At 70.8% G+C, this 15588-nt stretch carries 11 protein-coding genes; 7 read left to right on the top strand and 4 right to left on the bottom strand.

Going from position 1 to position 15588, the window contains the following annotated elements; all coding sequences use genetic code 11:
• The first annotated feature begins 224 nt into the window (after positions 1–224).
• The 6 genes from BM388_RS13705 (at position 225) to BM388_RS13680 (ending at position 8326) form a co-directional block, all read left to right on the top strand.
• Positions 225–1916 (top strand): sensor domain-containing diguanylate cyclase, encoded by a 1692-nt coding sequence (locus tag BM388_RS13705; protein ID WP_089851108.1) that lies wholly within the window; start codon positions 225–227, stop codon positions 1914–1916.
• Positions 1917–1976: 60 nt separating this feature from the next.
• Positions 1977–3005, top strand: a complete 1029-nt coding sequence (gene mgrA / locus BM388_RS13700) for an L-glyceraldehyde 3-phosphate reductase (RefSeq protein WP_089851106.1) — start codon at positions 1977–1979, stop codon at positions 3003–3005.
• Positions 3006–3155: 150 nt separating this feature from the next.
• Entirely contained in the window at positions 3156–4316 is a 1161-nt protein-coding gene (locus BM388_RS13695; RefSeq protein ID WP_089851103.1) for an efflux RND transporter periplasmic adaptor subunit, read from the top strand.
• A 7-nt stretch (positions 4317–4323) separates the two neighbouring features.
• Positions 4324–7428 carry an efflux RND transporter permease subunit gene (locus BM388_RS13690; protein ID WP_089851101.1) on the top strand — a complete coding sequence of 1035 codons (3105 nt, stop codon included), beginning with the start codon at positions 4324–4326 and terminating at the stop codon, positions 7426–7428.
• Between the two features lie 4 nt (positions 7429–7432).
• Complete coding sequence (locus BM388_RS13685; protein ID WP_089851099.1) at positions 7433–8101, top strand: CerR family C-terminal domain-containing protein; 669 nt, start codon at positions 7433–7435, stop codon at positions 8099–8101.
• Between the two features lie 9 nt (positions 8102–8110).
• A complete protein-coding gene (locus BM388_RS13680; RefSeq protein ID WP_089851097.1) occupies positions 8111–8326 on the top strand; it encodes a DUF3565 domain-containing protein in 216 nt (71 codons plus the stop codon).
• Between the two features lie 121 nt (positions 8327–8447).
• Here the strand turns inward: BM388_RS13680 and BM388_RS13675 are convergent, their stop codons facing one another.
• Both BM388_RS13675 and BM388_RS13670 read right to left on the bottom strand, forming a co-directional pair.
• The gene (locus BM388_RS13675) at positions 8448–8627 is read right to left on the bottom strand and encodes a PLDc N-terminal domain-containing protein (protein ID WP_089851096.1); all 180 of its coding nucleotides are present in this window, start codon (positions 8625–8627) and stop codon (positions 8448–8450) included.
• Positions 8628–8808: 181 nt separating this feature from the next.
• Positions 8809–9474: a cupin domain-containing protein gene (locus BM388_RS13670; protein WP_089851094.1), complete on the bottom strand. Its 666-nt coding sequence runs from the start codon at positions 9472–9474 to the stop codon at positions 8809–8811.
• Between the two features lie 137 nt (positions 9475–9611).
• Here BM388_RS13670 and BM388_RS13665 point away from each other — a divergent pair, with 137 nt between their 5' ends.
• Positions 9612–11438, top strand: a complete 1827-nt coding sequence (locus tag BM388_RS13665) for a monovalent cation:proton antiporter-2 (CPA2) family protein (protein WP_089851092.1) — start codon at positions 9612–9614, stop codon at positions 11436–11438.
• Here BM388_RS13665 and BM388_RS13660 read toward each other — a convergent pair.
• Positions 11389–13770 (bottom strand): ATP-dependent DNA helicase, encoded by a 2382-nt coding sequence (locus BM388_RS13660; protein ID WP_089851090.1) that lies wholly within the window; start codon positions 13768–13770, stop codon positions 11389–11391. The two genes, BM388_RS13665 and BM388_RS13660, sit on opposite strands and share 50 nt — an antisense overlap.
• Positions 13763–15577, bottom strand: a complete 1815-nt coding sequence (locus tag BM388_RS13655) for a VRR-NUC domain-containing protein (protein WP_089851088.1) — start codon at positions 15575–15577, stop codon at positions 13763–13765. Before BM388_RS13655 ends, BM388_RS13660 begins: the two co-directional genes overlap by 8 nt.
• Positions 15578–15588 lie beyond the last annotated feature (11 nt).

The following is a 15588-nucleotide window of genomic DNA, read 5'->3' as shown; positions in this document are numbered from 1 at the left end:
CCATGAACCTGCTCCCGAATGAATTGCTGTAGAAGCTCTCTGGCTGCTAGCAGAGGATAACTTCTATAGGCGATCTGATCATCCGGGATCCTACACGTAGCCATCCACCGTATCTCATGCACCACGGCCACTGCCCCCGGGTAGTGGCCGTTTTCGTGGACATTCGTCCCCACTTGCGGCAGCGTGAATCGCCAGAATCACATGAGCGAGAGGCGATTCACCACATGATTTCACCCTCATGGCGCGAGGAAGTCCTGACGCTGGCGCGCACCGTCCACCTGCAGGTCGACCGCGGCGGGCGCGTCCTGGATGCCATCGGCGACACCGACTCGCTGCTCGGCGAGCCCCGCGAGGGGCTGATCGGTCGCCCCCTGCATGAGCTGACCGACCCGCGCGTGCGCCTCGCCGCCACCCTGATCGAGCAGCTCAGCGCCCGGCCGACCGAGCCCGGCCAGACACGCGTCGTGGAGACCGACGCCTGCGGCGTCTATGCGCTCGCCAACGGCAACGTCGCCCTGCGGCTGACCGCTCAGGCCGCGGACGACGACGGCGTGATCCGGCGACTCGCCGACCGGCTGCCGGTGATGGTCGCCTACGTCGACCCGGACGGCTGCTTTCGCCTCAACAACCAGGCCTACCTGGACTTCATCGGCCTCAGCCGCGAGGCGCTCTACGGCCAGCCGGTGTCGTCGGTGCTCGACGAGGCCTCCTACGCCAAGGTGGCGCCGCGCTTTCGTCGCGCCCTGGCCGGCGAGGAGGTTAAGTACGAAGACCGGCTGACGCTGACCGACGGCCGCACCTACTACTTCAAGGTCCACTACGTTCCCGACTATATCAACGCCGAGGTCGCGGGGTTCTACGCCATCATCCAGGACATCTCCGAGTACGGCGCGATGATCCAGCTGCTGCGCGATGTCCATACCGGCATCAACCGCACCGATATCGGCACCCGGGAGATCGTCGAGCGGCTGCTGGATGATGCCCTCGCCTACCTCTCCCTGGAGATCGGCCTGATCAGCCACATCGAGGACGAGCGCTACACCATCTGGTGGGCCGCCTCCCGCGGGCCCGAGATCGCGCCGGGCACCACCTTTCCACTGGGCGACACCTACTGCCGGCTGATGCTAGACGAGGCGGACGTCTTCCATACCGTCCGGGCGGGCGAGGATCCGCGCATCAGCGGCCATCCCTGCTACCGGACGTTCGGCCTGGAGAGCTATATCGGCATCCCCCTGCGCGTCGACGGCCAGGTCTGGGGCACCCTCAACTTCTCCAGCACCGCCCCGCGCGGTCGACCCTTCAGCGAGATCGAGGAGGAGCTGCTGCGGCTGATCGCCAACGCGGCGGAGCGCGTCATCACCCACGAGGTCGAGTTCGATCGAGTGCGCCGCGAGCGCGACCACATGGCCAACCGGGCGATGACCGATCACCTCACCGGCCTGCCCAACCGCTCCGCCCTGGAGCGCCACATCGAGCGACTGATGCAGGCGCGGGCCGACGGCGCACCGCCCTTCTCGCTGGCGGTGCTCGACATCGATCACTTCAAGGTCATCAACGACACCCACGGCCACGATATCGGCGACCGCGTGCTGTGCTGGCTCGCCGAGCGCATGGCGCAGTGCCTGCGCGACGGCGACATCGTGGCGCGCACCGGCGGCGAGGAATTCGTGATCGTGATGCCGGGCGCCAGCCAACGGTCGGCTCGGGAAATCGTCGAGCGCGTGCGGACCCACGTACGCCACGGACGGGTGACCCTCGATGACGGGCAGACGCTCAGCGTGACCGTCAGCGGCGGCATCGGCGAGCACCAGCCGGGCGAGCCCTACCCCGACCTCTTCCGGCGCACCGACACCGCCCTCTACGCCGCCAAGCGCGCCGGGCGGGATCGCACCCACCTCGCCGCCTGCCCGGCGTGACACCCATGTTCTCGCCCGTCATCCCGAACGGGCACGACAAACAATAACGAGGATCCTTCCATGCCCTACTCCCCCGCGGAAGACCGCTACGAGCGCATGCCGTACCACCGCTGCGGGCGCAGCGGCCTGAAGCTGCCGGCGCTGTCGCTGGGGCTATGGCAGAACTTCGGCGAGACGGCGAACCCCGACAATGCCCGGGCCATCTGCCGCACCGCCTTCGATCACGGCATCACCCATTTCGACCTGGCCAACAACTACGGCCCGCCCCCCGGCAGCGCCGAGACGCTGTTCGGGCGCATCCTGGCGAGCGACTTCGCCGGCTACCGCGACGAGCTGGTGATCTCCACCAAGGCCGGCTACCGCATGCACTCGGGGCCCTATGGCGAGTGGGGCAGCCGCAAATACCTGCTCTCGAGCCTGGATCGAAGCCTCGAGCGCCTGGGAGTCGACTTCGTCGATATCTTCTACTCCCACCGCTTCGACCCCGAGACGCCGCTCGAGGAGACCATGGGCGCCCTGGACCAGGCGGTGCGCCAGGGCAAGGCGCTGTATGCCGGCATCTCCTCCTACAACGCCCGGCGTACCCGCGAGGCGGTGGAGATCCTGCGCTCGCTGGGCACCCCCTGCCTGATCCACCAGCCCAGCTACTCGCTGGTCAATCGCTGGATCGAGGACGACGGCCTGCTCGACACCCTGGACGACCTGGGCATGGGCTCCATCGTCTTCTCGCCGCTGGCCCAGGGCCTGCTGACCGACAAGTACCTGAACGGCATCCCCGAGGACAGCCGCAGGGTCCGGGGCAAGGCGCTCAAGGACGCCCACCTGTCGCCGGAGAACCTGGCGCGGGTGCGGGCGCTTAACGAGATCGCCCGACGGCGCGGCCAGACCCTCGCCCAGATGGCCATCGCCTGGACGCTGCGCGGTGGCCGGGTGACCTCGGCGCTGATCGGCGCCAGCCGGCCCGAGCAGCTGATCGACAGCGTGGGCGCCCTCAGCGGTCCGGCCTTCAGCGACGAGGAGCTCGCCGAGATCGATCGCCATGCGGTGGAGGGCGGCGTGAACATCTGGGCGGCCTCCTCGGAAAGCTGAGGCCGGCGACGCGGTAAAAGACGGTCGACACAATGCACGGCCAGACACGGCATGCCACCGGCGGCGTTGCGATTTAATCAGCTGATTAATACACTGCGGCATGGCGTCGGGCGTGCCCGATGCCCATCGCTCGCCGTCGAGGATCCTTCCATGCCGCTCCCCCGTCGCCTGCCGGCCCTCTGGCTCCTGCTGGCCGGCCTCACATGGCTCGCCGCCGGCTGCTCGCCGGAGGCAGGCGCGCCCGCCGCGCCGCCGCCCACGGTGGTGGACAGCCACGTCATCCAGGCAGGCAACGGTGCCGCCGTCACCCGCCTCTCGGGACGGGTCAAGGCCGCCGAGCGCACCTCGCTGAGCTTCGAGATCCCCGGCGAGATCCGCCGGCTCAATGTCGACGTGGGCGAGCGCTTCGCCGACGGCGACGTGCTGGCCGAGCTCGACGACGCCCGCTATCGCCTGGTGGCCGACCAGCGCCGCGCCGAGCTGCAGGAGGCCGAGGCGGTGCTGCGCGAGAAGCGCGAGGACTTCCGCCGCCACGCGAGCCTCGCCGAGAAGGGCTACGTCAGCCAGACGCGCCTGGATGCCGCCCGGGCCGCCCTGGGCACCGCCGAGTCCCGCCGGGCCTCGGCCCGCGCCGCCCTTGAGCTCGCCGAACGCGACCTCTCGCTGACCACCCTCGCGGCCCCCTTCGACGGCTCGGTGAGCCGACGCCAGGCCGAGCCCTCTCAGCGGGTCGGGGCCAGCCAGCCGGTGCTCGAGGTGATCTCCGACCGCGAGGGCTTCGAGGTGGAGACCAGCGTGCCCGAGACGCTGGTCGGCACCCTGGCGGCGGGCTCGACCCATCGCGTGATCCTGCCCGTCCTGGGCGAGGCCGAGAGCGCGGCCACCCTGCGCCACCTGGGCACCCAGCCCCGCTCCTCCAACGACTATCCGGTGATCCTCGGCGTGGATACCCCGCCGCCCGGCCTGCGCTCGGGCATGACCGCCCGGGTCGAGCTGTCGCTCGACGCGCGCGAGGCCGCAAGCGTGGATGCACCTCTACTGCCGGTACCGATGACCGCGCTGGTATTCGGTGACAAGCGCGACGCCGAGAGCGAGGGCGATAGCGGACAGAGCCGCGCCCACGTGCTGCGCATCACCGAGGAGCTGACCCTCGAGCGGGTCGCGGTGGAGGTGGTGAGCATGGGCGAAGGCCGGGCCAGCGTGCGCGGCGCGCTCTCGCCGGGGGAGCGCATCGTGGCCCGCGGCGTGGAGTTCGTGCGCCCCGGCCAGACCGTGAGCCTGCTCGGCCACGGCCCCGAGCGCTACCACTGAGGCCGCCATGAACCTGAGCGAACTCGCCCTCAAGCGTCGTCCAGTCTTCTTCCTGGCCACCGTGGTGGCCATGCTCTTCGGCCTCTACAGCTACGCCACCCTGCCGGCAAGGGAAGACCCCGAGATCACCGTGCGCGAGGCGGTGGTGACCACCGCCTTCCCCGGCCTGCCGGCCGCCCAGGTGGAGGAGAACATCACCAAGCCCCTGGAGGAGAGCATTCGCACCATCGGCGAGGTGGAGCGGATCCGTTCGACCTCCATGCGCGGCCGCTCGATCCTCCACGTGGAGATTCAGGACCGATATTTCGACCTGGAGCAGATCTGGGACGAGGTGCGCCAGAAGGTCGAGGCGGCGACGCCGGCCCTGCCCGCCGGCACCCAAGACCCGGTGCTCGACGACGACTTCGGCGATGTGGCGGTGGTCACCGCGGCGCTCACCGCCGCCGACTTCCCCCAGGCCGAGCAGCAGGAGATCGCCGAGCATATCCGCACCCGCCTCTACGGCGTCGCCGGCATCAAGCGGGTCGAGCTGCTGGGCGTGCAGGCGCAGCGCATCTTCATCGACATCGCAGAGGCGCGCCTCGCCGAGCTCGGCCTCTCCCCGACCGAGCTGGCCGGCCAGATCCAGCGCCGCAACATCTTCCCGCCCGGCGGCATCGTCGAGGCCGGCGAGCAGCGCCTGGCACTCGAGGTCAGCGGCGAGTTCGCAAGCCTCGAGGCGCTGGGCGACACCGAACTGCGCCTGCCGGACGGCGGCACCCTGCGCCTGCGCGACCTGGGCGAGATCCGCCGCGGCTACGAGGATCCGGCGGACAAGCCCGCCTACTTCAACGGCCGGCCGGCCATCGTCTTCGCCGTCTCGATGCAGGAGGGCGAGAGCGTGCTGGACGTCGGCCGCGCCATCAAGGCGCGCCTGGACGAGATTCGCACCACTCTGCCGGCCGGCTACCGGCTCGACATCATGACCTACCAGCCCGAGCAGGTGGCCAACGCCGTCTACGGAGTGACCGCCAGCGTCATGCAGACGCTGGCCATCGTGCTGGGGGTGGTGATCCTCTTTCTGGGGCTGCGCACCGGGCTGATCGTCGGCTCGATCATTCCCGCGGTGATGCTGGTCACCCTGGCCATCATGGGCCTCGGCGAGCTGACCCTGCAGCGGGCGAGCCTCGCCACCCTGGTGATCGCCCTGGGCCTGCTGGTCGACAACGCCATCGTCGTCGCCGAGGACTTCAAGACCCGGCTGGAGGCCGGCAGCGACCGCGACGAAGCCCTGCGCGAGACCGGCGCCGAGCTCGCCCTGCCGCTGCTCTCCTCGAGCCTGACCACCATTCTGGTGTTCCTGCCGCTGATGCTAGCCGAGCACGCCTCCGGCGAGTACACCCGCTCGATCTCGATCGTCATCGCCATCACCCTGCTCGCCTCCTGGTTCCTGTCGATGACCGTCACCCCGGTGCTGTGCCATCGCTTCCTCAAGGCGCCATCGGCGAAGCGGCGGGACGCGCACGGGGCTCATGACACTCCCCGGCTCTCCGATCGCGCCTTCGGCTGGGTCGCCCGGCGCTATGGCCGCGGGCTCGCCGGGCTGCTCCACCACCGGGTGCTGTTCCTGGCCGTCATGGCCCTGACCCTGGTGGCCGGGGTGGCCATGATGCAGCTGGTGCCCAAGAAGTTCTTCCCCGACTCGGACCGCAACCAGGTGCTGGTGACCATCGACTTCCCCTCGGACATCGCCGAGAACCTCACCGGCCGGCGCGTCCAGGCGCTGAGCGATGCCCTGCTCGACGCCCCGGCGCTCGCCGAGGACGTCACCGGCGTGGCCGCCTACGCCGGCTTCGGCGGGCCGCGCTTCGTGCTCTCGCTCACGCCGCTGGACCCGGCGCCCAACAAGGGCTTCATGGTGCTCAACGTCGCCGACCGCGAGCGGGTCGAGGCGGTGATCCAGGCGACCCGCCACTTCCTCGCCACCCGCCACCCGGATCTCTCGCCCCAGGTCACGCGGATGTTCCTCGGTCCCTCCGACAGCACCCTGCTCCAGGTGCAGATCAAGGGGCCGGACCGGGAGGTGCTGTTCGCGGCCGCCAAGCGGGTCGAGGGCATCCTGCGCGACCTGGACGGCGCCCGGGACGTGCGCCAGAGCTGGGAGGCGCGGATCCCGTCGCTGGCCATCGAGGTCGACCAGGCCCGGGCGCGCAGCGCCGGCATCACCTCCGAGGACATCGCCCGCTCGCTCAGCGGCGCCATCGACGGCTACCGCCTCAGCCACTACCGCGAGGGCGACGACATCATCCCGGTGGTGATGCGCTACGCCGACGCCCAGCGCGGCAGCGTCGAGCGGCTGAAGTCGCTGATCGTCTATCCGCTGAACGCCCCGGGGGCCGGCGTGCCCCTGAACCAGGTGGCCGAGGTGCGCCTCGACGACGGCTACTACCGCATCGACCGCGAGAACCTGGTGCGCACCATCACCGTCGAGGGGCGCAACCGCCACTACACCGCCGAGGACATGGTGCCGCGGGTGGAGCCTGCGCTGCGCGAGCTGGAGGCCACCCTGCCTGCGGGGCACTGGATCGAGTTCGACGGCGTGGTGGCGGAGTCCCGGGAGGGCCAGGCCGCCCTGCAGGCCAACCTGCCGCTGTGCATCGGGCTGATCTTCATCCTGCTGGTGGGGCAGTTCAACTCCTTCAAGCGTCCGCTGGTGATCGTCGCCACCATCCCGCTGGTGATCGTCGGCGTGGCGCTGGGCCTGCTGGCCACCCGCGCCGACTTCGGCTTCATGGTGCTGCTAGGCATCTACAGCCTGGCCGGCATCATCATCAACAACGCCATCGTGCTGATCGACCGCATCGACATCGAGCGCGCCGACCCCGAATTGAGTGGCCGCGACGCCGTCATCAAGGCCTCGGCCCGGCGCCTGCGGCCGATCCTGATGTCGGCGATCACCACCATCCTCGGCTTCCTGCCGCTGATCCTCGGCCGCGACCCGCTGTTCTACGGCATGGCCGCGGCCATGGCCTTCGGCCTGGGCATCGGCACCGTCATGAGCCTGGGGGTGGTGCCGGTGCTCTACACCCTCTTCTTCGGCATCGACACCCGCGCACCGGCCAGGGAGGCGTGACGCCATGGTCCCCCATCCCGATGGTGCCGACACCCGCGACCGACTGATCCAGGCCGGCATCCGGCTGTTCGGCGAGCACGGCTTCAAGGCCACCACCACCCGCGGGCTGGCCGAGGCGGCGGGGGCCAACATCGGCTCCATCGCCTACCACTTCGCCAACAAGCGCGGGCTGTATCTCGCGGCGGCGCGCTATATCGCAGAGCAGCTGAGAACGCGGTTGGCGCTCGACGAGACCGCCGCGCAGGCGCCCGTCGCGGATCGCGACGCCGCCCTGGCGGCGCTGCGGACCGTGACCCGGCGCATGGTGCGCACCTTCTCCGAGGACGAGGCGTGCCGCCAGTGGCTGCTGCTGGTGATGCGCGAGCAGGTGCAACCGGGCGAGGCCTTCGAGATCCTCCAGGCCGAGGCCTTCGACCTGGTGCAGGCCAGGCTCGGCGGCCTGATCGCCCGGCTCACCGAGCGCGCGCTCGACGACCGCCGGGTGATACTGGAGACCCACACCCTGGTCGGCCAGATCGTCTTTCTCCTGGTCGGCCGCGAGCCGCTGCTGCGCCGCCTGGAGATCGAGGCCTTCGACGAGACGATCCTGGCCGAGATCGAGGCGGTGATCGACGCCCACCTGCGCCTCTATGCGGCGCCGGACGCTGACCCGACGCCAACACGTCCGACCTGAGGAGGCCGCATGCAACAGCCGATCGTCGGCTATCATCGCGACGAGGAGGATCACTGGGTGGCCGAGCTCGCCTGCGGCCATAATCAGCACGTGCGCCATCAGCCACCCTGGGCCGAGCGGCCCTGGGTGCTCACCGAGGCGGGCCGTCGCTCGCGGCTCGGCCTGGCACTTGGATGCGTGAAGTGCGACCGGGGCGAGCCCCGGGATACGCTGCCGGAGGCGTGAGCCTGGCGTCGACGCCGTCGCGGCCTCACTTCAGTCGTGCCCCCAAAATGAAGGCGGGCCGCCCGAAGGCGGCCCGCATCGATACACGGCTGATTCGAAGCTTGTTCGACAATAGGCGTCGCTACCCCTTGGGGCCGAACAGCAGCCAGACGATCAGCCCGATCAGCGGGAAGAACAGCAGCACCAGGATCCAGAGCAGCTTGGCGAGCCCCCCGGCAGGGCTCTTGGCCACCTTGACGACGGCCCAGATCACGATGATCAACCAGATGAGGCCCAGCAGGCCACCGACTTCGATACCCATATGACGTCTCCTTGTCCGTAGCCCTTCGGCGAAGGGCGCTCTCGGGAAGGTCACCTCTAGGGGTAGCACAGCGGGCGCGAAACGCACAATCGTCGACCCGCCTTGGTCGACCCAGCGCCGTCGCCCCGCCGGCATTGACTCGCCCGTATCCGGCGCTTCCTTCAGGCAGCGACCGGGCGCCTCACTCGGGCAACAGGTGGCCCACCTTGACGTAGATCAGCGCGCCGTCCTCGCCGGTGAAGGGGGTGTGCTGGCTGCGATGGGGGCTTCGCAGCCAGCTGCCGGCGGGATAGGCGCCGTGCTCGTCGTGAAAGGTGCCCTCGAGGACCAATATCTCCTCGCCACCCCAATGGGCGTGCGGCTGGAAGCGGGTGTTCGGCGCCCATCGCACCAGCGCCACGTGCTCGCCCTCGACATCATGCAGCGGCAGCACCGAGAGGCCCTCGACCAGCCCCGGCCGCCAGTCGCCGGCCCGGGTGTCGATCGCCTTCTGCGCGGTGTCGTGCGGCGAGAACTGGTGCAGCTTGACGAAGATCAGCGCGCCCTGTTCGCCCACTCGGGGCGCGTGGGCCGTACCGATGGGGTTGCGCAGGTAGTGGCCCGCCGGATAGCGGCCGTGCTCATCGGCGAACTCCCCCTCCAGCACCAGGATCTCCTCGCCGCCGCCGTGCTCGTGGGTCGGGAAGGTGCTGTTCGGCGCGTAGCGCACCAGGGAGGTGGCGCGGGCCACCTCGTCGCCGACGCGGTCGAGCATCATTCGCTCCACCCCAGGGGTAGGCGAGTCCACCCAGCGGTAATCCTCGGGGGTGACTACCGCCCGGCGGTCGAAGTCGGCGTTGAGTCGCATGGCACTGTCTCCTGTCGATCGATGAGGGGCCCGGCGATGACGAGCGCCGAACCCGTCGGTGGTGGCGCCGGCATGACCCGAGGGCGGGCCCATCGAGTAACATGGGGGTCGCCCCCGCCCTTCGCAAGGAGTCACCCTTGGCCACCGACCTGCTGCTCAACGCCCTGATATTTCTCGCCGCGGCGGTGCTGATCGTGCCGGTCTTCAAGCGCCTGGGGCTCGGTGAGGTGCTGGGCTACCTGGCCGCGGGGGTGGCCATCGGCCCCTCGGCCCTCGCCCTGGTGGCCGATGCCGAGGCCGTGCTGCAGTTCTCCCAGGTCGGCATCATCTTCCTGCTGTTCGTGATCGGCCTGGAGCTCAAGCCCTCGCGCCTCAAGCTGATGCACAAGGCGGTCTTCGGCTTCGGCAGCCTGCAGGTCGGCGTGACCAGCCTGCTGCTCACGGCCTGCGGCTGGGCGCTCGGCCTGTCGCCGGTGGCCGCGGCGGTGACGGGTTTCAGCCTGGGGCTCTGCTCCACGCCCCTGGTGCTGCAGCTGCTGGGCGAGCGCCACGAGCTGCAGAGCCGCCACGGCCGAAACGCCTTCGCCCTGCTGCTCTTCCAGGACCTGGCGGCGATCCCGGTGCTGGCCCTCATCCCCATGCTGGCCGCCGAGGACCTGCTGGCGGGGGGATTCATGCCGATGCTCCAGGAGGTGCTGGTGGCCATCGGTGCCTTCGCCGGCCTGATCGTCGGCGGCCGGCTGCTGCTGCGCCCGCTGTTCCGCTTCGCCGCCGGCACCCGCAGCCGCGAGGTGTTCGCCGGCACCGCCCTGCTGGTGGTGATCGGCGCCGCCCTGCTGATGGAGCTCGCCGGCCTCTCCATGGCGCTGGGCGCCTTCATCGCCGGAGTGCTGCTGGCCGACTCGGAGTACCGCCACGGCATCGAGGCGGACATCGAACCCTTTCGCGGCCTGCTGCTGGGCCTGTTCTTCATGGCCGTGGGCATGACCGCCCAGATCGGCCTGCTGGCCGAGCAACCCGGGATGATCCTCGGCCTCACCGGTGCCCTGCTGGTGGCCAAGGCCCTGAGCGTGGTGGTGGCGGCCAAGGCGTTCGGCACCGGCTGGCGTGAGGCCCTCAACCTCGGCGTGCTGCTCTCCCAGGGCGGCGAGTTCGGCTTCGTGCTGCTCACCGCGGCCGGCGCCGCCGCCCTGTTGCCCTCCTCGCTGGTCAACCAGCTGGTGCTGGTGGTGTCGCTGTCGATGGCCGCCACACCGGTGATGTTCCTGGCCCATGCCAGGCTGGTGCGACCACTCTTCAAGGCCAGAAAGGCCCGCCCAGACTTCGACCCCCTGCCGGACGAGTCACCGCAGATCATCCTCGCCGGCTTCGGACGCTTCGGCCAGATCATGGGCCGCGCGCTGCAGGGGCTGAAGATCCCCTACACGGTGCTCGACATCAACGCCGACCAGGTGGCCTTCGTTCGTCGCTACGGCAACAAGGTCTATTTCGGCGATGCCTCCCGCATCGACCTCCTCGAGGCCGCCGGCGCCGACCAGGCCCGGGTGCTGGTGGTGGCCGTGGGAGACATCGAGGCCTCGATGCGCATCGTCGCAAGCGTACGCCAGCGCTTCCCCCACCTGCGTGTCTTCGCCCGAGCCCGCAACCGCTACCACGCCCACCTGCTGATGCGGACCGGCGTGAACGACCTGGTCCGCGAGCTGCTGCCGGCGAGCCTGGAGCTGACCCGCGACGTGCTGGTCGGCCTGGGCATTCCCCGCGACCAGGCCCAGCACACCATCGACACCTTCCGGCCCCATGACGAGCAGACACTGCGGCGCCAGCTGGAGGTGTTCGGCAACGAGAAGAAGCAGATTCAGACGGTCCAGGAGGCGGCCCGGGAGCTCGAGGCCCTCTACGAGGCCGACGAGGACGTCACCACCTCGCTGGAGGAGCCCCCCACCAGGCCGGCAGCCGGGCCTTGACCTCGCGCCGGGCGAAGCGGTCGTCCATCAGCACCACCGTGCCGCGGTCATCGGGCCCCCGGATCACCCTGCCTGCCGCCTGCACCACCTTGATCAGCCCGGGGATGTGATAGGCGTAGTCGTCGCCGCGCCCGAAGCGCGCGGCCAGGCGCGCCTTGAGTGCCTCATTGAAGGGGTCCGCCGGCGGCAGCCCCAGGGTGGCGATGAAGGCGCCGACCAGCCGGTCGCCGGGCAGGTCGATGCCCTCCGCGAAGGCGCCGCCCAGCACTGCGAAGCCGATGCCCCGCCCGCCCGGCGAGAACTCGGCCAGGAAGGCGTCCCGCGCCTCCTCGCGCATGCCGCGGCGCTGGGCGCGCGTGGGGATCTCGGGATGCGCCTCGCGAAAGCGTGCCAGGGCCGCCTCGAGATAGGCGAAGCTGCTGAAGAAGGCCAGGTAGTGGCCCGGCCGCCGGCGGAACTGGCCGGCCAGCTCGCCGACGATGGGCGCGAGCGAGGCCTCCCGGTCGCGCAGCCGGGTGGAGATGTCGGCGCGGATGCGCACCTCGAGCTGCTCGGCGGCGAAGGGCGAGGCCACCTCGCGCCAGACGGTGGCCTCGGGCAGGCCAAGCAGGTCGCGATGGTAGTGGGCCGGGCTCAGGGTCGCCGAGAAGAGCACGGCCGCGTGGGCGGCCGCGAAGCGAGGCGCCAGGAAGTCCGCCGGCACCAGGTTGCGCAGCCCCAGCACGGCCCGCCCGCGACCGTGGCGAGTCAGATCGCACAGCGAGTGATCGCCGAAACGCTCGGCCAGCCGGGTGAAGGCCAGCGCCTCGAAGAGCAGCTCCTGAAGCTCCAGGGAGGCCTGCTCCGGGTGCTCGCCGAGGTGCTCGGTGATGGCGCTGGCGATCCCCTGCAGGGCGGCGACCATGCCCTCCGGCAGCCCCTCCAGCACGCGGTAGGCGGGCCGCCCTGGCTCGCCGGCCTCGGCGAGGCCCGCCTCCTTGACCAGCGCCTGCCACTGGCGCGACAGGCGACCCAGCGGTCGCTTGAGGGCCCCGGGCGCCTCGCGGCGCAGCCGAGCCAGGCGGCGCTGGTCGAGCTCGGCGCTGTACATGCCCCGGGCCCGCTCCACCAGATTATGGGCCTCGTCGACCAGCAGCCCCGTGCGCCAGTCGTCGGCCCGGGCCAGGCCATGTAGCAGGGCGTTGGCATCGAACCAGTGATTGACGTCGCCGACGATCACGTCGCACCAGCGCGCCAGCTCCTGGCCGAGATAGTAGGGGCAGACGCCGTGTTCGCCAGCCACCGCACGCAGCGCCTCGCGATCCAGCCAGCCGCGCGCCACCCCGGCGCGCCGCGCCGCCGGCAGCCGGTCGTAGAAGCCCGCCGCCAGGGGACAGGCCTTGCCGTGGCAGGCCCGGCCGGGGTATTCGCAGGCCTTGTCCCGGGCGGTGAGCTCCAGCACCCGTAGCGGCCGGGGCTCGTTATCCGGATGTTGGGCATCAGCGCATTCGACGTCCGAGCGTTCGGCATCAGCAGATTCAGCGTCCGAGCGTTCGGCGTCAGCCGAGACCTCGGCGCCCAGCGCGGCCAGGGCATCCAGTGCCAGCCGGCGCCCGGGGGTCTTCATGGTCAGGAAGGCCACGCGGTCGAGCCCCCGGCGCGGCATCGCCTTGAGCAGCGGGAAGAGCGTGCCCAGGGTCTTGCCGATGCCGGTGGGCGCCTGGGCGAGCAGGCAACGCCCGGTGCTCGCGGCCTTGTAGGCGCTCTCTGCCAGGTCGCGCTGGCCGGGGCGAAAGTCCGGATGGGGAAAGGCGAGCGTGCCCAGTGCCGCGTCGCGGCGGACGCGGTGTTCTGCCTCCTGCTCGGCCCAGGCGAGAAAGCGCCGGCACTGGGTCGCGAAGAAGGCCTCGAGTTCCGCGGCGCTCGCCTTTCGGGTCAGCACGGTCTCGCGGCCGCTGGCGATGTCCAGGTAGACCAGCGCCAGAGTCAGCGAGGCGAGGCCGCGCTCGGCGCAGAGCAGCGCGCCATAGACCGAGACCTGGGCCCAATGCAGGGCGCGCTGATTGTCGGCCATGCGATCGAGCCGACCGCGATGGGTCTTGATCTCCTCCAGACGGTTGGCCGCGGGATCATAGCCGTCGGCCCGCCCGCTCACCGTCAGCCCCTCGAGGGTGGCACAGAGCGGCAGCTCGGCCTCATAGCCCTCGCCGCGCCGCGCCGCCACCATGGCGTGACCGGCGATGCCCTCCCGGGCGCTGGGGGCCGGCGTGAAGCGGTGATCGAGATCGCCCTCCCGGGCGGTGAAGTCGCACAGCGCGCGCACCGCCACCCGCCGGGGCGCGGCCTCACCCATCCCCGAGCGCCTCAGGCGTCTGCTGCCAGGCGACATGGCAGACCACCGCGGGCATGCCCTGGGCCCGGAAGAAGGCGAGCCAGCGACGCTGGTTGTCCTGCAGCCGGTCGCCCGGGCCCTTTACCTCGATCATCCGATAGCGCGGCTCGCCCGCCGGGGCCTCGGGGCGAAACTGGATCAGGTCCGGCAGGCCGGCCCGGTTGGCCTTGAGATCGCCGAGCAGGCGCTCGAAGCAGGCGCGCAGGTGGGCCGGCGGGAGGCAGGCCAGCGCCTGCTCGAGCAGCGCCTCGTCCAGCGCCCCCCAGTGCACGAAGGGCGAGGCCAGCCCCTGCTTCGCCCGCCAGGTGGCGAGTATCGCCTGGCGATGGGTGCCGTCGTCGAGCCGGGCAAGGCAGGCGTCGAAGCGCTCCCGACGGCGGCTGACGAAGTCCTCGCGATAGAGATCCGCCGGCCCGCGATGGAAGGGGTGGAAGAAGGCGCCGGGCAGCGGCGCAAAGAGCGCCTCCCAGCAGAGCAGGCCGAAAAGCCCGGTGAGCAGGGCATTCTCCACGTAGTGCACCGGGGCGGCTTCCGCATGGAGATGATCGCGCACCGCCGCCTCCACCGGGCCGGGCGGCAGGGTCAGCGACCAGCGCTCGTGATCAGGTTCGGGCCGTGGTGTGGGCGGGGCGAGACCGAGACGGCGGCAGAGCCGCGGCACCAGGCGCTCGAGCGCCTGGGCCTCCTCCTCGCTGGCCGGGGAGGCGGTGAGCGGCTCGGCCAGGACCAGCGCCGCGGCGTGCTCGCCGCGACGCTCCTGGAGGCGCAGGTGGCGGATGCGCGCCTCGGCGCTGCCGTCATGCGCTTTTTCCTTGAGCCCCGCCGAAGGCCCTGTCTTGGGCTCCGACGCCGGCCCGGTCAACGTTTCTTTCTCCGCTCCTGTCTCCAGCCCTGTCTGCGGCCAGCCGGCCCGGCGGTAGAGCGCCAGGGCCGACTCCCCCTGCCCTTCGCGCTCCGCCTGACGCCCCAGCGCCACGCAGAGCCGGCGATGCCGCGAGGCCAGCCAGGCGTTGTCCGCCATCGGCTCGGGCAGAGCCTCCATGAGGTCGACGACCGGCTCGCCGGCCGCCAGGCGCTCGCGCAGCCGATGCAGCGCCAGGTAGGCGTCGAGTTCCTCGCGGCGGCCGAAGGCGCGGGAATCGGCGGTGATCGCCACCCGCTCGTAGTGCTGCAGGCCGAGCTCGGCGAGCACGAAGGCCGACCAGTCCTGGCGCAGGTTGCCGAAGAACATCAGCCGCAGCCGCTCGCAGGTCGCCATGACGGTAAGCCGCACGAGGCGATCCGGCGCCCCGTGCCACCAGTCGGCGAGCCGGCGGGGCGCGTCGAGCCGCGGCGCCAGCGCGTCATAAAGCGCGCCCTTGCCCGTGGCGGCGGGCAGCCCCGCGGCGGCGATCTCAGAGGCCAGGGCGCGACGCAGTTCGGGCAGGCGCAGCTGCTGGAAGAGCATCTCGAGATCGAGTGCCGGGTCGTCCTCGACGAGGCCCGTCTCGACCAGCGGGGCGAGGGCGGCGTCGGCATCGCCGATCTCGGGATAGTCGAGTCGCGCGGTGCGAAAGTGCTCGCCCTTGCGCATCACCATGCGCACCAGCAGCGCCTGGGAGGCCTCGGGCAGGGCCAGGATGCGCGCGACGACCGCGTGCTCGGCCGCGCCCAGCAGGTCGCCGTGACGCTCGACCACCCAGTCCAGCACGAAGCGGAAGTTCGCCAGGTAGTAGCGCGGGTCGTCCAGGGAGGCAGTGACCGGCGCGCCGGCAGGGATACTGTTCATGCATCCATGGT

The sequence above is a fragment of the Halomonas saccharevitans genome (genome assembly GCF_900116405.1).
Classification (GTDB): domain Bacteria; phylum Pseudomonadota; class Gammaproteobacteria; order Pseudomonadales; family Halomonadaceae; genus Halomonas; species Halomonas saccharevitans.
This window is presented reverse-complemented; position numbering and strand designations above follow the sequence as displayed.